This is a genomic window from Streptomyces sp. NPDC058195, assembly GCF_042883525.1.
Taxonomy (GTDB): domain Bacteria; phylum Actinomycetota; class Actinomycetes; order Streptomycetales; family Streptomycetaceae; genus Streptomyces.
Genome location: NZ_JBHVVM010000034.1, coordinates 64,997 through 81,953 on the forward strand (window position 1 = coordinate 64,997; position 16,957 = coordinate 81,953).

The 16,957-nt window shown below is 72.1% G+C and carries 12 protein-coding genes; 6 read left to right on the forward strand and 6 right to left on the reverse strand.

Going from position 1 to position 16,957, the window contains the following annotated elements:
• Nucleotides 1-131: 131 nt before the first annotated feature.
• The 3 genes from ACFVWY_RS31160 to ACFVWY_RS31170 all read right to left on the reverse strand — a co-directional run bounded on the left by ACFVWY_RS31160 (nt 132) and on the right by ACFVWY_RS31170 (nt 4,658).
• Nucleotides 132-1,670, reverse strand: a complete 1,539-nt coding sequence (locus ACFVWY_RS31160) for a protein kinase (RefSeq protein ID WP_389878217.1) — start codon at nt 1,668-1,670, stop codon at nt 132-134.
• Nucleotides 1,667-2,344, reverse strand: coding sequence for a hypothetical protein (locus ACFVWY_RS31165; RefSeq protein WP_389878219.1), 678 nt, complete (start codon nt 2,342-2,344; stop codon nt 1,667-1,669). Before ACFVWY_RS31165 ends, ACFVWY_RS31160 begins: the two co-directional genes overlap by 4 nt.
• Before the next feature lie 148 nt (nt 2,345-2,492).
• Nucleotides 2,493-4,658 (reverse strand): N-6 DNA methylase, encoded by a 2,166-nt coding sequence (locus ACFVWY_RS31170; RefSeq protein ID WP_389878251.1) that lies wholly within the window; start codon nt 4,656-4,658, stop codon nt 2,493-2,495.
• 291 nt (nt 4,659-4,949) lie between these two features.
• Here ACFVWY_RS31170 and ACFVWY_RS31175 point away from each other — a divergent pair, with 291 nt between their 5' ends.
• The gene (locus ACFVWY_RS31175; protein WP_389878221.1) at nt 4,950-5,801 is read left to right on the forward strand and encodes a DUF4190 domain-containing protein; all 852 of its coding nucleotides are present in this window, start codon (nt 4,950-4,952) and stop codon (nt 5,799-5,801) included.
• A gap of 47 nt (nt 5,802-5,848) precedes the next feature.
• Here the strand turns inward: ACFVWY_RS31175 and ACFVWY_RS31180 are convergent, their stop codons facing one another.
• The gene (locus ACFVWY_RS31180; protein ID WP_389878223.1) at nt 5,849-6,610 is read right to left on the reverse strand and encodes an HNH endonuclease family protein; all 762 of its coding nucleotides are present in this window, start codon (nt 6,608-6,610) and stop codon (nt 5,849-5,851) included.
• Nucleotides 6,611-6,808: 198 nt separating this feature from the next.
• Nucleotides 6,809-7,600, reverse strand: a complete 792-nt coding sequence (locus ACFVWY_RS31185; RefSeq protein ID WP_389878225.1) for an SDR family NAD(P)-dependent oxidoreductase — start codon at nt 7,598-7,600, stop codon at nt 6,809-6,811.
• An 87-nt stretch (nt 7,601-7,687) separates the two neighbouring features.
• Between ACFVWY_RS31185 and ACFVWY_RS31190 the strand changes: the two genes are divergently transcribed.
• The 4 genes from ACFVWY_RS31190 (at nt 7,688) to ACFVWY_RS31205 (ending at nt 11,503) form a co-directional block, all read left to right on the forward strand.
• Entirely contained in the window at nt 7,688-8,545 is an 858-nt protein-coding gene (locus tag ACFVWY_RS31190; protein ID WP_389878227.1) for a helix-turn-helix transcriptional regulator, read from the forward strand.
• 594 nt (nt 8,546-9,139) lie between these two features.
• Nucleotides 9,140-9,376: a hypothetical protein gene (locus tag ACFVWY_RS31195; RefSeq protein WP_389878228.1), complete on the forward strand. Its 237-nt coding sequence runs from the start codon at nt 9,140-9,142 to the stop codon at nt 9,374-9,376.
• A 330-nt stretch (nt 9,377-9,706) separates the two neighbouring features.
• Complete coding sequence (locus ACFVWY_RS31200; protein WP_389878230.1) at nt 9,707-10,843, forward strand: helix-turn-helix transcriptional regulator; 1,137 nt, start codon at nt 9,707-9,709, stop codon at nt 10,841-10,843.
• Nucleotides 10,844-10,906: 63 nt separating this feature from the next.
• A complete protein-coding gene (locus tag ACFVWY_RS31205) occupies nt 10,907-11,503 on the forward strand; it encodes a DinB family protein (protein WP_389878232.1) in 597 nt (198 codons plus the stop codon).
• Between the two features lie 286 nt (nt 11,504-11,789).
• On the opposite strand, the gene mfd is transcribed toward ACFVWY_RS31205, so the two are convergent.
• Nucleotides 11,790-15,323 carry a transcription-repair coupling factor gene (gene mfd, locus ACFVWY_RS31210; protein WP_389878234.1) on the reverse strand — a complete coding sequence of 1,178 codons (3,534 nt, stop codon included), beginning with the start codon at nt 15,321-15,323 and terminating at the stop codon, nt 11,790-11,792.
• A gap of 545 nt (nt 15,324-15,868) precedes the next feature.
• Here mfd and ACFVWY_RS31215 point away from each other — a divergent pair.
• A complete protein-coding gene (locus ACFVWY_RS31215) occupies nt 15,869-16,867 on the forward strand; it encodes a helix-turn-helix transcriptional regulator (RefSeq protein WP_389878235.1) in 999 nt (332 codons plus the stop codon).
• The last annotated feature ends 90 nt before the right edge of the window (nt 16,868-16,957 follow it).

Sequence of the window (16,957 nt, forward strand, 5' to 3'; positions counted from 1 at the left end):
CGGCAGGCGCACGCCCCCGGACGGGCGGCCCGTCCCCCGTACCCGACAGCGGCGGCTTGAGCATGGACCACCGGGCAGCGTTCACCATGACCCGGATCAGGGGGACACGGGAGGGCCGCGGCCGAAGAGGTTCAGCCGCCGTGGACTTCGGCCTGGCGGTCGAGGCGGCGGCGCAGCTCCGCCGGGAGCGGGTGCTGGGGCCCGTAGACCCGCTCGGAGTCGTACAGCAGCGCCTGGAGCTGGACGCGGGCGGTGACATGGTCGCCAAGGGCGAGCAGCAGGTGCGCGACCCGGTTACGGATCTCGAAGCTGCGGGCGGGGTCGCCGCCCCTGGCGTGCTCGTCGTAGTACGGAAGGACCGCGCGGTACTCGGCGAGCGCGGCGGCCGGTTCGCCGAGCTGTTCCAGGCACTGGGCGGCGTCGTAGCGGAACTGGAGCGCCTGCGGGTCGGCCGGGCCCGCCTCGGCCGCCCGGTCGTCGGCGAGTCTGCGCAGCTCGGGCAGGGCGCGGCGGTACTGCCCGTCGTCCATCAGTGTCGCCGCGTACTGCTTGCGCAGGATGCGGACCACGGCGGAACCCTCGCCGTGCTGTTCGGCGGCGACCGGGAGGATCGAGCCGAGGAGGTCCACCGCCTGGGTGATCCGGCCCTCGCCGAGCAGCTTCTTGACGTCGTCGACGGCGGCGGCCACATCGGGCCGGGCGGCGGCGGGCGCGGGCGGCGCCTGCGGCTGCGGGGGTACGGGGGTGGCGCGGTCGGGCCAGGGGGCGTGCGGGCGCAGGAAGGGGCGGGTCGGGTCGAGCGGCCCGGCCGCGAGCGCGGTGCCCGGCGCGGGGAGCAGCGGGGCGAGGTGGTCGTACACCTCCTGGGCGCCGGACGGGCGGTGCTGGGGGTCCTTGGCGAGCAGCCGCAGTACCAGCGCTTCGAGCGGCCCGGGGATGTCGGGCCTGATCCGGCGGACCGGGAGCGGCGGCTCGTGGAGGTGGCGGTGGAGCACGCCGAGCGCGGTGGAGCCGGAGAACGGCACGTCGCCGCTGAGCAGTTCGTGCAGCAGCACACCGAGGGCGTACAGGTCGGTGTACGGGCCGACGGCGCCGCCCATCGCCTGCTCGGGGGCCATGTAGGCCGGGGAGCCGATGGGTGACCCGGTGTGGGTGAGGCGGGTGGTGTCGTTGTCCAGAACGGAGGCGACACCCAGGTCGAGGACGGTGACGGTGCCGTCCGGACGGACCATCACGTTGCGGGGCTTGAGGTCGCGGTGGACGATCGGCACGGCGTGCACGGCGCACAGGACGGAGCAGAGCTGGGCGGCGACCGCGACGGTCCACTGCCAGGGGTACGGGTCGTGCTCGGCGAGGTGGTCGGCGAGGTCGGCGCCCTCGACGTACTGCATGACGAGATAGAGGTCGTCGCCGTCGCTGCCCGCGTCGTGGACGGTGACCAGGCCCGGGTGGTCGACCCGGGCCGTGACCCGGCACTCGCGGACGAAACGGCGGCGCAGTTCGTCGGCGGCCCCGCTGTCGACGGGGCCGGTGACCCGGTCGGGGCGGAGCAGCTTCACCGCGACGCGGCGGTCCAGGCGCTGGTCGTAGGCCGTCCAGACCTGGCCCATGCCGCCCTGGCCGAGGATGGTGGCCAGTTCGTAACGGCCGCCGATGACCCGTCCGCTCACCGGCCCTCCTCCTTACGGAGGTAGTCGCTCAGCTCGTCCAGCTCGGCGCGCACTTGGTCGATGCGCTGGGGGCGGGGGTGCTGGGGCTGGGGCTGGGGCTGGGGCTGGGCGTGCGGAGGCTGTTGCGGCTGAGGCTGGTGTTGCTGTTGCTGTTGCTGTTGCTGTTGCGGATAAGGCCGCGGATGCTGCGGCGGCAGCGGCGGTTGTTGCGGCTGAGGCTGCGGCCTCGGAACGTGGACAGGAGCGGGAACGGGGACGGGCGACGGCAGCGCAGGAACCGTCTGCGCGTAGGCGTATCCCGGCGGCGGGCCGGGCATGGCGCGCGCCTTCGCCAGCCGGTCGACATGGCGGATGTCCCCGACCAGGTAGTACGCGATCGAACCCGCCATCGCCAGCAGCAGCAAGGGGATGAGCACGTTGTCGATACCGGTCGGCTCGTCGCCGCCGTCCCGGCCGAGGACCGGCAGGAGTACGCAGACGAGGACGAACCCGGCCCCGGTCAGCCACCAGTCGGCGGCCCGGCGGCGGACGATCGCGAGGCGGAGCAGCGGAGTCCACAGCAACAGCCCAACCGAGCCCACCGTGAGCACGATGAACAGCACCCGCATGGAGACGATCCAGGCCCGGCCGGGAATCCGGCGCGGCGGCGTCGGCGGATGAGCCGGGGCGTACATGGCTGCTCCTGAAGGACCTGGTCGTTGGACATCCGCGCGCACGCTCCGTGCACACAGAACCGAGCGTAAAGGGCGACACCGACAACCGGCCCGGGGTTGTACGGATCGACTGTGTTCCGCCTCACCCCGGACCGTGTCGCGCTCGTGTTCAGCCCGGTGCGACCGTGCCGTCGGTCAGCCCGTCGTACATCCCCTGGACGAGCTGTCCGCCGAGTCGGCCGGTCAGCCGGAGGGCGTCCTCGAACTCCGCCAGGGCGCGGAACCTGCGCCCGTACCGCTGTTGTTCGGCGAGCGGCAGCCGGGGGAGCTGGAGGCGGCGGGTGTCCAGCCGGGTGGCGGTGGAGGCGTAGCTGCTGGCCTGGCGGTTGTTGGCGGTGCCGCGCAGGAACCCGGCCAGGAACCACGGGTCGAGGGCGGCCGGGTCGGGACGCAGCAGCTGGAGGTTGCGGCCGAGCGCGGCGCCCGCGGTGGCCTCGTCCACGACCCGGGTGACGGAGCCGCCGCCCAGGACGGGGACGACGACGTCGCCCGGTTCGACGAACACCGGCTCCTCGGGGGGCCCGTCGGCGGGCAGATTTCCCGAGGGGGCGGTGGAGGCGAGGACGTCGTGCTCGGTGAGGACGCGTCCGGTGCCGGTGCCGGAACCGCCGGTACGGAGCTGGAGGGCACCGGCGCGGGCGAGTTCACCGACGGTGGTGAGCGGCCGGTGGACGGGGCCGCCGGGCGACGCGGCGGGCGGGGTGAGGGAGGCGGTGAGGCCGAGCGTCTCGGTGAGCCGTTCCCGTACGCGGATCAGTTCGGCCGGGCCGCCCGAGGTGACGGGCGGCAGATGGCGGGCGGGGGTGAGGTCCACGTCGTCGTCGAGGAGTTCGATGACGGGCACGGCGCGGCTGACGCCGGGACGGTCGGCGGCCGGGCCGCCGTCGCTCCCGAAGGACCGCCAGGCGTCGAGCACGGCGTTGTGCACCGCCTGCCAGTCGAGCCGGTCGCGCCCCCCGGCCGGGGCGGCGGGCGCGGGGCCCGCCAAGGACGGTTCGGCGGGTTCGGCGGTGTCGACGAGCAGCAGTTCGGGCGAGGGGGCCGCACCGCCACCGGGCTTGCGGAGCACCCAGAGGTGGAGCGGGATGCCGTACGGGGGCGCGGCCCCGGCCGGGAGCGCGACGACGGCGCGCAGGGCACCGCGGCGGAGCAGGTCCGCGCGGATGCGGCGGCCGGAACGGCGTGAGGCGGCGGCCGGGGGCATCAGGAGGACGGCGGTGCCGCCCGCGCGCAGCCGGGCCAGGGCGTGCTGGACCCAGGCCAGTTCCGATTCGGTGCGGGCCGGGAAGCCGTACTCCCAGCGCGGGTCGTAGGCAAGTTCGTCGTGGCCCCAGTTGCGTTCGTTGAACGGCGGGTGGCAGAGCACGATGTCCGCGCCGAGCTGCGGGAAGGCGTCGGCACGCAGGGTGTCGGCGGTCCGCGCGGCGACGGTGGTGCGGGCGTCGTGAACCGTGTGGGCGCCGTCGGCGGCGCGGCCTTCACCGGCGTGCAGGGCGAGCCGGAGGGCGGTGAGCGCGGCGAGTTCGGGATCGGCCTCCTGCGCGTACAGGGCGGCGGGGCCGTCGACGGCGCGCAGCAGGGCGCCGGTGCCCGCGGCTGGATCGAGGACCTTACGCAGCCCCTCTCCGCTCTCCCCTTCCTCTCCGGCTTTCTTTCCCTGCTTTCCCTGCTCTCCCCGCTCTCCCCGCGCCCCGGCCAGGGCGGCCATCAGCTCGGCGAGTCCGGGCGGCGTGAGGGTGTACTGACGCGGGTTGGCGTCCAGCTGGCGGCCCAGCAGGAACTCGAAGGTCTCCGCGGCGCCGGTGCCCTCGGCGAGTTCGGCGGCGGCGCGGAGCAGCGGGACGGACGGAAACAGTTCGCCGCGGCCCGGGGTGTGAACCGCCCGGCCGGGCTCGGCCGCCGGGCCGAAGCACTCGGCGAGCAGTCGGTCGAAGGCGAGGGAGAGCACCCCGGCCATCCGCTCGTCCGAGACGGCGGCGCACTCCCGCCAGGCACTGGGGCTGATCCGCAGGAGGAGCAGGGCGCAGCCGGTGTGGACCAGGGCGGGGACCGCTCCGGCGGGGTGCCCGGCGAGCTGCTGCCAGACCCGTTCGCGCAGCGGAACCTCGGCGAGCTTCCCCTGGTCACGCAGCCATTGCTCGACCTCGGAGAGGGAGAAGGCAGGACTGGTCTCGGTACCGCCGACGGGCTTGGGGAAGTCGGCGTGGCGGCGGCGCCAGTTGCTGACCGCGGCGCGCCCCACCCCTGCCAGCCGTGCGATCCCGGCGGCGGTCACCTCGGCGGCGCCCGCATCCGTCGAGCTCTCCGTCGTTTCCGGCTTCTCCGGCTTCTCCGGCACTGGCTGTCTCCCTGGTCCTGGCACGCGTCCCGGTGGTGGCTTGTCGGCGAGCATACCGACCCGGTTCACGCGCTACCGATTCACAGCGTGCACCATCCCCTCCATCGTGAGGGGTGTTGACTCGGTTCACAAGCTCTGCTGTGATTGACCCATCGCTGCACCAGCGATGCACGAAGGCTCTACACAAAGCCGCTCGTCACCACGTCTACTTTTGCCGGAGGCACAGCCATGTCCCAGTTCACGCAGCCGCCGCAGTCCCCGCAGCCCCAGCAGCCGTACGCGCCCGTCCCGACACCGGGCACGCACCCGGCCCGTAACGGGCTGGGCATCGCCGCGCTCGTCCTGGGGATCATCGGCGCCGTGTCCGGCCTGATCCCGCTCCTGTTCTGGCTGGCGGGCCTTCTCGGCCTGATCGCCCTGATCCTGGGCCTGTCGGGCCGGGGCCGGGCCAAGCGCGGCGAGGCCACGAACAAGGGCGTGGCCACCTTCGGCGCCGCGCTCGGCGCTGTCTCACTGGTCCTCGCGGTGGTGGGTGTGGTCATCACGTTCAAGGCGGTGGACGACGCCGTGAAGGACCTCGACAAGGCGGTTTCGGACACCACGGCCTCCGCGAAGCCGAAGCCCGGCGGCGACGCCGACGCCGGCAAGAAGGGGGACTCCAAGAAGGAGGAAGGGAAGAAGGACACCTCCGAGGCCCTGGAGACCGGTGACTCGGCCGTCTACGACGACGACCTGACGGTCACGGTCGGCGACGCCACCTCCTACGCCCCGGGTGCCTACGCCGTCGGCCACACCAAGGGCAAGAAGGCCTACCGGGTCGCCGTCGTCATCGAGAACGCGGGCAAGGAGAAGTTCGACTCCGCGCTGGTCAACGTCGCGGCCCGAGCCGGCCAGGACGGTGTGGAGGCCGAGCAGATCTTCGACGACAAGGTGGGCGCGGGCTTCGACGGCACGATCCTGCCCGGCAAGAAGGTCACGGTCCAGTTCGCCTTCGACACCCCGGCGGACGCCAAGAACCTGACGGTCGAGGTCAACCCGGGATTCACCTACGACGCCACCCAGTGGGACCTGAAGCTCTGACCCGCACCCCGGCCCGGCCCCTCCGAGGGGCCATCAGGCCGTTCGCCTCAGCCGCCGCACTGCTCCAGCATCGCCGTCTTGTCGGGGGCGGTGACCGGCAGCCCGTACTTCAGGGACACCTGCGCGAACCGCACCGCGTACGAGCAGCGGACCGGCTTGTACGGCGGCAGCCAGGAGGCCGGACCGGAGTCGCGCTTGGCGTTGTTGGCCGGGCCGTCCACCGGGATGAGATTGAGCGGGTCGTTGGCGATCTGCTGCCGCCTGGCGTCGCTCCAGCGCGCGGCACCCATCTGCCAGTCGTACGAGAGCGGCATCACGTGGTCGATCTGGACCTTGGTGGCTTGCTCCTTGCGCCACGCGATGGTCGAGCCGGTGTACGGGTCCTTGAGGGTCATCGACACGACCACGCAGTCCGAACCGGACCGGAGCTTCACGTCCTTGCCGTCCCGGGCGAGGAGGTCGTTGCGGGTGTCGCAGCCGTTGCGCGCGAGCGGTATCCCGTCGGTCGAGTCCTTCCAGGCGTAACCGAACTCGTCCCGCGCGTAACCGGTCCTCGGCCCGCGCCCCTTGGTCGCCACCTGCTCGATGATCTTCCGCCCGGCCGCCCGGTCCGCCTCGGAGGTGAGCGGCGCGAGGCCCGGCTTCGTACCATCCGCGTTCTCCAGCGGGCTCGCTCCGAAACCGCTGACGGTCCGCCCGCCGCCCTGCCCCTCCGGGGAAGAGGTCCCGGGTTCGCAGCCGGTCAGGGCCACCGCGGCCGCCACGCAGAGGGCGGGCAGGACCACTTGGTACACACGGGGAGCTGACACGCGAAGCCGTCCTGACGGGGAGAAAGCCGAACCACCGAATCGTACGTACGTCTCCCCTGCGCACCGGTGTCCGCAACCGCACCCCGCCCCAATGCGTCCGGAATCACACCTGCCGACCACCGCCGGACACCTGCCGCCCGGCGTCCGGCTCCCGGCTCCCGGCTCCCGGCTCCCGGCTCCCGGCTCCCGGCTCCCGGCTCAGGACCGCATGCCGCCGTCGACGCGAAGCACGGTGCCGGTGACGTAGGAGGCGCGGTCGCTGAGCAGCCAGGCCGCCGCCTCGGCGATCTCGTCCGGGTCGGCCGCGCGGCCCAGCGGGGTCTGGGCATTGAGCTGCTCGATGATGCCGGGAGAGTCCGCCTCCCACTCGTGGACCATCTCGGTGAGCGTGGTGCCGGGCGCGATGGCGTTGACGCGGATGCCCTCCGGGCCGTACGTGACGGCGGCCGACGCGGTGAGGCTGTTGACCGCCCGCTTCGCGGCGCCGTAGGCGGGCAGCCACGGGTTGCCCATCAGGCTGCCGACGCTGGAGGTGTTGACGATCGCCCCGGTCCCGGCGGTGGCCCGGATGGCGGCGATCTCCGCGGTCATGGCGAGCCACGGCCCCTTGAAGTCGACCGCGCACACCCGGTCGAAGTCGGCTTCCGTCAGCTCGTCCATCGGGCCGGGCGGCTGGGCCGTGGCGCCGTTGTTGAAGGCGACGTCGAGGCGGCCGTACACCTCCACGGCCCGGTCGACGGCCGCGCGGACGCTCGCCGGGTCAGCCAGGTCGCACAGCGCGTACTCCGCGGTGCCGCCCGCCGTCCGGATCTCCTCGGTCACCGCCTCCAGCTGGGCCTGGGTGCGGGCCGCGAGGAGCACCCGCGCGCCTTCCCGGGCGAACAGCCGCGCCGCGGCGGCGCCGATGCCGCGGCCCGCTCCGACGACGAGGGCGACCTTTCCGGAGAGCAGGCCCGGCCGTGTGGTGGATGTGATCAGTGTGTCGTTCATGCCGATGAGCCTGCTCCGGACCGCGGTCCTCATCCAGGCACCGGCGGTACCTGGCTCGGCCGGCCGGGGTTCGCGCACACTGGAGGGGTGGATCGACGAGAACTCGCGGGCTTCCTGCGCAGCAGGCGTGAACGGATCACCCCGGCCGACGTGGGGCTGCCCGCTGGGCCGCGCCGCCGTACGCCGGGGCTGCGCCGCGAGGAGGTGGCGCACCTGGCGTTCATCTCGACGGAGTACTACACGCGCCTGGAGCAGGCCCGCGCCCCGCATCCCTCCCGTGAGGTGCTGGCCCAGATCGCCCGCGCGCTGCGCCTCTCGGACGCCGAACGCGACCACCTTCACCACCTCGCCGGTACTCCGCCGGGCCCCCCGCCCGGCCCCTCCAGGGAGGTGCGGCAGAGCATCGCCGACCTCCTGGACCGGCTCCCGGAGGCCGCGGCCCTCGTGCTGTCGGCGACGTACGAGGTGATCGCCTGGAACGGACTGGCAGCGGCCCTGATGGAGGACTTCTCCGCGCTGTCGCGCCGCGACCGCAACCTCGTCCGGCGCGCCTTCCTCGGCCCGCACCGGCACGGCCGCCGGCTGTACGGCGTCTCGGACGCGGACGAGTTCGTCCGGACCTCGGCCCAGCACCTGCGCACGGCCGCGGCCCGTTACCCCGACTCCCCCGAGGTGACCGGCCTGGTCCAGGAACTCCTCGCCGGGAGCGAGGAGTTCGCACGCATCTGGGCGGCCCATGACGTGGCCGCCCGCCCCACCCTCTGCAAGACCTTCTCTCACCCCCTGGTCGGCCCCGTCTCCGTCAACTGCGACGTCCTGGACATCGCCGACCGGGACCAGCGGGTCGTCATCTACACCGCGGCCCCCGGCTCGCCGTCCGAACAGGCGCTGCGGCTGCTGTCGGTCGTCGGCACGCAGCGCCTGGACGTCCCCTCGGGCGCGTGACACCCGCCCGGCACCTGCCCGCGCCCCCGCGGCACTGGCCCCCTCCGCATCCGGCAACAGGGCCGCGCGAGGGCCGGACCCCGGCGATCCGGCAGGCCGCCGAGGAGACGGGCAACGATCCGGGGGCGCGTAATCTCCGGGCACCCGCATCTGGCGCTCCCCCCGAAGATCTGCTAGCCGCCGGAACTCCACGAGGCGTTCCACCGCGGCGGCACGGTCACGTTCCGCATGACGGGGAACGCTGCGCGTAACCCCCGCTTCCGGCGCGACAGACGTCAGTGCCGATCTCAATCCGGAAACATCGACCGCCCCCCGTGCCTCATGGGCCACCCCCCTGACAGCCACCCGGCGCATGAAACCATGTCAATACCGGCTGCACAGGCATACTTTGAAGGCGAAACTCACCAACTCGCCAAGAAATGCAAGCCTTTGGCTGGGGCGACTCGGCGGGACGCGGGTTACCCCGTCCGCTGGACTCCGTGGATGCATGTGCGAACCGGTAGGCTTCTCCCCACTCTCTTCCGACTTTCGGTCGGTGGGCACCGTACGGGCTGTATCGGCTCGAACAACCCAACGGAAGGGAGCATGATTCGGATGGCCGACTCCGAGAGGTCCGAGGACCGGGACAGCGAGGTTCCGGACCCGCAAGCCCACGTCGTTCCGGGCAAGGCGGGCCAGAGCAACGCTGAAACGGACCCCCAGGGCCACGAGGAACCGGATCACGGCATCGCGTCGTTGTTGACGTGGATCAAGCTGGGAGTCGAAGCGATCACCGCGATCGCCACGCTCGCGGTCCTGATCTACGGCCTCCTCAACGGCAGCGGCGGATGAGGGTCGCAACCTCACCCGCCGCCTGACGCCGAAGCCGGCTCGGACCCGCGTTTCTGATTCCATCCAGGGGCGCGGGTCCTTCTTCTGTTCAACACGCCTGGAGCGCCCCTCCCCCGAGGGGTCTCACACACGTCAGCATGTCCCCGACGCATAGACCCTGCCCGCAGACGCGCTTCAACCGAAACACGTATTGACCCTAAGCGATACCGTGCTCAGCCATCTACCAGGAGAAACATAATCCTTGGATCTGCCGAGGTTGGCAGCCAGGCTGGAGGCTGTCCCTAAACGGTACCTTGGCGATCTCGCACCTCGTACGGAAGGGGCTCATCCATGACGCGCGGAACCGCGAAATTCGACGCGAGCATCCTTCGCCAGCTACGCACGAGTAAGGAAGTGGGCGGGCGTCTCCTCAGCGCGGCGGACCTCGCGGCCCTGCTGAAGACGTCCAAGGCGCGCGTGCTCGCCTACGAGCAGGAGAAGTCCGTTCCCGAACCGGGGCGGGTGCGCGAGATGGCGAACATCTTCCAGGTGCCTGCGCGCGAGCTCTACCAGGCGCGGCCCGCGGGCCACGTCGACCAGATCAGAGATCTGCGCTGCTACGCGGGGCTCACCTCGGCCGAGTTCGCCCAGCTGATCGGCCTCAGCCGTACGACATACCGTGACATCGAGAACCGGGCGGTACTCCCCACCCACGACGACGGCACTCTTCCCCTGAAGATGGCGACCGCGCTGAGACTTCCGCTGGGCATGATTCGCCGCGCCCTGGACCACCACCCCGCGGCCGTCAGGCGCCGGGCCATCGTCACGGCGCATCTGGTCGAGGTCTTCCAGCTCGCGAAGGTCACGCACCGCCCCGCCCTGATCGATCCGGATGAGGAGCTGCTCATCAGGATCGCCGAACAGCTCAGGCGTCCTGCCAGCGTGGTGTGCCGACTGGTCAACCACGACCTGGGCAGGTACCGGGACCTGCTTCGCCGTCACGAGATCGCGCAGGTCAACGTCGCGTACGCCCAGGGCAGCCGGGAGGCCCGCGTCAGGACCAAGGAGCTGGAAGAGCTGAGGGCGAACATCGACCGCCACCCCGGCGCCGTTGCCGCGGCCCAACTCCGCTTCCTCGCTGAGGCGATGAGCGCCCAGCAGTGGCGGATGATGGTGGACCTCCTGCAGCGCAGTGGCCGTACGTACGACTTCGGGACCACGCTGAACGATCCGAACGTGGGGCACGCCTGGAACGGCTTGCTGGTCCGGGGCTTCGTAGCCGTCGAGCGAGACCCGAACAGCGTCCTGGCCCTCACCGTCACGCACTACGGACTGGGCTTATGCCGGACCCAACGCCCGTACTACGCATGCCTCTACCCGAGGATCACCGCCCCTTACGCCGTGCTCCGGCAGTCCTTCTCCCGCTCCGCGCGCCTCGCGCGGCGGAGTCCGGGCGATCCTCCCCTGAACGCTCCCCCGCCGCCGTGACCACTTCGGCGGGGCGGACGCGTCCGGCCCCCTTTGTCAGTGCCGGATGCGAGACTGCCCGGCATGATCCAGCCGAATCCGAAAGCGGACCTTCTCCAGTACCTCCAGCAGGGGCGTGACGCCCTCGTATGGAAGCTCGACGGCCTCTGCGAGTACGACATACGCCGCCCGCTGACGCCCACGGGCACGAACCTGCTCGGGCTGCTCAAGCACCTCGCCGGGGTGGAACTGGGCTACTTCGGTGACACGTTCGGGCGGCCCTACTTCACCGGGGAGCCGCCGTCCTGGTGGTACACGCAGGACGCGGACCCCAACGCGGACATGTGGGCGACCGCGGACGAATCCCGCGAGGACATCATCGCGCTGTACCGCAGCGCCTGGGCGCACACCAACGCCACGGTCGAGACCCACGCACTCGATGCGACCGGCCGCGTCCCGTGGTGGCCCGAGGAGCGCGCCGAGGCGACACTGCACCACCTCCTGCTCCGCGTCATCTCCGACACCCAGCGCCACGCGGGCCACGCCGACGTGGTCCGGGAGCTCATCGACGGCTCCACCGGCCACACCCCGGCCCAGGACAGCCTCCCGTCCCACGACCCGGCCTGGTGGGCGGCCCACCGCGCCCGCCTGGAACAGGTCGCCCGGGAGGCCGAGGGCTGACCGCAGCGGTGCGGCTGGAGGTTCGCGGCAGCGGGCCCGGACCGCCGGTGGTCCGCTGACTCGGCCGCGAGGCCCGCTCAGGGCGAGGGGCACCCCTCGTCAACGGGCTCGCCGACAGCTCCGGGGCCGTCAACCACATCGTCGGCACGTCCGCGTGGCTCACGTTCAGGACGCCCGTCCCGCCCCGCGCCCGCTGAGACCACCGCCCCTCCCCGCCGCGCTGTTCGCGGGGAGGGAGGAGAGGGGCGCGAGCGGGGCCCGTCGTGTGCGGCGGGCCCCGGGGCGGTCACGAGCCCAGGATCGTGGTGAGGAACTCCCCCGTCCAGGCGAGCAGTTCGCGGCCGACGACCGGCTTGCCGCCGACCTTGCCGGTGGTGGGGCGCGGGACCAGGATCTGGTGGACCGCCGGTTTGATGACCGTGCGCGGGTAGAGGCGCTTCAGGCGCAGCTCCTGCGATTCGCGCAGCTCGACCGGGGCGAAGCGGATGTTCGGGCCCTGGAGGACGATCTCACCGACGCCGCAGGCGCGGGCCAGCATGCGCAGACCGGCGACCAGGAGCAGGTTCTCGACCGGCTCGGGCAGCTTGCCGTAGCGGTCGGTCAGCTCCTCCCGCACCGCCCGGATGTCGTCCTCCGTGCTCGCGGAGGCGATCGCGCGGTACGCCTGGAGGCGCAGCCGCTCGCCGGGGGCGTAGTCGTGCGGGACGTGGGCGTCGACCGGCAGCTCGATCTTGACCTCCAGCGGCGGTTCCTCCTCCACCCCGCCTTCGAGGGAGGCCCGGTAGTCGGCGACCGCCTCACCCACCATGCGTACGTACAGGTCGAAGCCGACGCCCGCGATGTGGCCGGACTGCTCGCCGCCCAGGAGGTTTCCGGCGCCGCGGATCTCCAGGTCCTTCATCGCCACGTACATGCCCGCGCCCATCTCGGTGTGCTGGGCGATCGTGGCGAGGCGCTCGTGGGCGGTCTCGGTGAGCGGCTTCTCCGGCGGGTAGAGGAAGTAGGCGTAGCCGCGCTCGCGGCCCCGGCCGACCCGGCCGCGCAGCTGGTGGAGCTGGGAGAGGCCGAAGTTGTCGCCGCGTTCCACGATCAGGGTGTTGGCGTTGGAGATGTCGATGCCGGACTCGACGATCGTCGTGGAGACCAGGACGTCGAACTTCTTCTCCCAGAAGTCCACCACCACCTGTTCCAGGGCCTGTTCGGACATCTGGCCGTGGGCCGTGGCGATCCGGGCCTCCGGGACGATCTCGCGGAGCCGGGCGGCGGCACGGTCGATCGACTCGACGCGGTTGTGGATGTAGAACGCCTGGCCCTCGCGGAGCAGTTCACGGCGGATGGCGGCGCCGATCTGCTTCTCCTCGTACGGGCCGACGAAGGTGAGGACGGGGTGGCGCTCCTCGGGGGGCGTGGTGATCGTCGACATCTCGCGGATGCCGGTCACGGCCATTTCGAGGGTACGGGGGATGGGCGTCGCGGACATGGTGAGGACGTCCACGTTGGCGCGGAGCTTCTTCAGCTGCTCCTTGTGCTCGACGCCGAAGCGCTGCTCCTCGTCGACGATGACCAGGCCGAGGTCCTTGAACCGGGTCTCGGACGAGAAGAGGCGGTGGGTGCCGATGACCAGGTCGACGGAGCCGTCCCGAAGCCCTTCGAGGGTGGCCTTGGACTCGGTCTCCGACTGGAAGCGGCTGAGCGCGCGGACGTTGACCGGGAACTGGGAGTAGCGCTCGGTGAAGGTGCCGTAGTGCTGCTGGACCAGGAGGGTCGTGGGGACGAGGACGGCGACCTGCTTGCCGTCCTGGACCGCCTTGAACGCGGCCCGGACCGCGATCTCCGTCTTGCCGTAACCGACGTCGCCGCAGATCAGCCGGTCCATCGGGACGGACTTCTCCATGTCCTCCTTGACCTCGGCGATGGTGGAGAGCTGGTCGGGCGTCTCCGCGTACGGGAAGGCGTCCTCCAGTTCGCGCTGCCAGGGGGTGTCGGGGCCGAAGGTGTGGCCGGGGGCGGCCATCCGGGCCGAGTAGAGCTTGATCAGGTCGGCGGCGATCTCCTTGACGGCCTTCTTCGCGCGCGCCTTGGTCTTCGTCCAGTCGGCGCCGCCGAGCCGGTGCAGGGTGGGGGCCTCGCCGCCGACGTACTTGGTGACCTGTTCCAGCTGGTCGGTCGGGATGTAGAGGCGGTCGCCGGGCTGGCCGCGCTTGGCGGGGGCGTACTCGACGAGCAGGTACTCGCGGGTGGCGCCCTGCACGGTGCGCTGCACCATCTCGATGTACCGGCCCACGCCGTGCTGCTCGTGGACGATGTAGTCGCCGGACTCCAGGGTCAGCGGGTCGATCGTCTTGCGGCGGCGGGCCGGCATCCGGCCCAGGTCCTTGGTGGCGGTGCGCTGGCCGGTGAGATCGGTCTCGGTGAGCACGGCGAGCTTGAGCGCCGGGTCGACGAAGCCGTGGTCGATCGCGCCGCAGGAGACGTGCACGACGGACGGGGAGAGTTCCGCGAGGTCCGGGTCGAGGCGGGCGGGGATGCCCTCGCCGCTCAGCACCTCGACGGTACGGGAGGCGAGGCCCTGGCCCTCGGTGACGTAGACGGTGCGCCAGCCGTCGGCGATCCGGCCCTTGGTGTCGGCGAAGGCGCGGGCGGTGTCGCCCCGGTACGCCTCGGGGGCGTGCATGCCGAGTTGCAGCGTGTCCTCGTCGGCCTCGGCCTCGTCGGCGGCGAACGGGGAGACCGACCACCACATCATGCCCAGCTCGCGGGCCCGGTCCCGGACGTCCGCGATGCCCCACAGCGAGGCCGCGCCCACGTCGATCGGGGCCTCGCCGCCGCCCGCGGTGGCCGCCCAGGACGCCTGGAGGAACTCCTGGCTGGTGGCGACGAGATCGGCGGCCCGGGTGCGGACCCGCTCCGGGTCGCAGACCACCGCCATCGCGCCCTGCGGCAGCACGTCGAGCAGCAGCTCCATGTCGTCGACGAGCACCGGGGCGAGGGACTCCATGCCCTCCACCGCGATCCCCTCGGCGATCTTGCCGAGCAGCTCGCCCAGCTCGGGGTGGTGTTCGGCGAGGACGGCGGCCCGCTCCCGGACCACGTCGGTGAGCAGCAGCTCACGGCAGGGCGGCGCCCACAGTCCGTGTTCGGCGATCTCCAGCGAGCGCTGGTCGGCGATCTTGAAGTAGCGGATCTCCTCGACGTCGTCGCCCCAGAACTCCACCCTGAGGGGGTGTTCCTCGGTCGGCGGAAAGACGTCGAGGATGCCGCCGCGTACGGCGAACTCGCCGCGCTTCTCGACCAGTTCGACCCGGGAGTAGGCAGCGGCGGCGAGCGCTTCGACGGTCTTGCCGAGATCGGCGCTCTGCCCGATGGCCAGCGCCACGGGCTCCAGGTCGCCGAGCCCCTTGACCTGCGGCTGGAGCACGGAACGGATCGGTGCGACGACCACCGAGACCGGCCCGGTCTCCGGGTCGTCCGCGCGCGGGTGGGCCAGCCTGCGCAGCACGGCGAGGCGGCGGCCCACGGTGTCCGAGCGGGGTGAGAGCCGCTCGTGGGGCAGGGTCTCCCAGGACGGGAACTCGGCGATCGTGTCCGGCGGCAGCAGGGTGCGCAGCGCGGCCGCCAGATCCTCGGCCTCCCGGCCGGTCGCGGTGACGGCGAGGACCGTGCGCCCGGTCTCGCGGGCGAGCGCGGCGATGGCGAAGGGGCGGGCGGCGGTCGGGCCGACGAGATCGACGTGCGTCCGGTGGCCGTCGCCAGCGGCCCTCACCGCTTCGTCGAGCGCCGGATCACGTACGACGACATCCAGCAGACCGTGCAGGCTCATGAAGGGCTTCCGTCCGGTAATGAAGGGCAGGTCCCGACAGCCGGCTGCTGCCAGGGACGGGCAACGCGAAGGACCCGACACGTGTGCGGGGGCGGCTTCCGGTCCCGGCACGATGCGGGCGCCACCCCCGGACGGGCCGGGGACCACCAGCCTACGACTCCGCCGCGCCGCCCGCGTGCGGGCGGGCGGCCCGGTGTCCGGTGTCGCGGGGCGGCGCGTGTCCGGCGTCGCGGGAAGGCGCAGTGTCCGTGTGGTGGGGAGGCGCGGTGTCCGTGTCGCGGGGCTCGTGTCCGGCGTCGCGGGGAGGCGCGGTGTCCGTGTGGCGGGGAGGCGCGGTGTCCGGCGTCGCGGGGAAGGGGCCCCGGGTCCGGTACGGACCGCCCGTCGTGCGGGGGCAGCCGCTCGTCGCAGGACACGCACCGTTCATCTCCGGCTCGTACACAGTTGTGTCCGGGGTCCTCACAGAAATGGGCCCAGCGTCTACTCTTTGGCCGAAAGATTACGCAAGCAGGCTCGGGGGCAGGCGTACGGCAGCGGGGGCACACGTGGGCGACAACGAGATGTCCGTGTTCGGAGTCTCGGCGGCCGAGGAAGCGGTATACCGGCATTTCCTGCGTAATCCCGGCACCACCACAGAGGACGCGCAGCTGCTGCTGCACACCACCCCGGATGCCGCGCGCGCCTGTGTCGCGCGCCTCCGCGAGCTGCGGCTGCTGCACCCCGAGGAATCCGGCACGCAGGTCTTCCCGACCGATCCCGAGACCGCCGTGGCCCGGCTGATCGACCAGCGGGTGCATGCCCTGCACCAGGAGTTCCAGCGTGTCACCCGGGCGCGGCACGTCGTCGACGGTCTACGCGCGGAACAGTTCACCCGTAAGCCTCCCCCGCTCGGGATCGAGCAGCTGGAGGGGCTGGCGCAGATCCGCAACCGGATCGACGACCTCGCGTTCTTCGCACGGGAGGAGATCCTGTCCGTGGAGCCGTACACCAAGCTGTCGCCGGAGAACATCGCCCGTTCGCGCCCCTTGGACCTGCGCTGTCTGCGGCGCGGCGTGAAGATCCGGAACGTGGTGATCCGGGACGCGCTGCGGGACCGGGCGACCGCCGCCTATCTGCGGGAGCTGGCCGAGCACGGGGCGATGATCCGGGTGACGGAGCAGAGCGCCGAGCGGCTGCTGGTCTACGACCGCAAGGCGGCGCTCGTCCCGCTGGACCCGCGCGACACCTCGCGCGGCGCCCTGCTGGCCCACCGCAGCGGCCTGGTCAGCAACATCATCGCGCTCTTCGAGAAGATCTGGGACCAGGCGGCGGATCTCGGCCAGGCGGACGGCCCGGCGGACCAGGAGCCGACGGACTGCCTGTCGGAGACCGAGCGCCGGGTGCTGGTGTCGATGTGCTCCGTGGGCAAGGACGAGGCGGGCGCGCGTGAACTGGGCGTCTCGGTACGCACGTACCGGCGGCACGTCGCCGATCTGATGCAGACCCTCGGCGCCGCGAGCCGCGCCCACGCCGCGCTGCTGGCCCGGGAACGTGGCTGGATCTAGGGTCTTTCGTTTGGATCAGGCTGGATCAGGGAGCGGGGGCTGGTGCGTGCAGCTGCAAGGCGGAGGAAGGAGCCGACGCGGAGCGTCGGT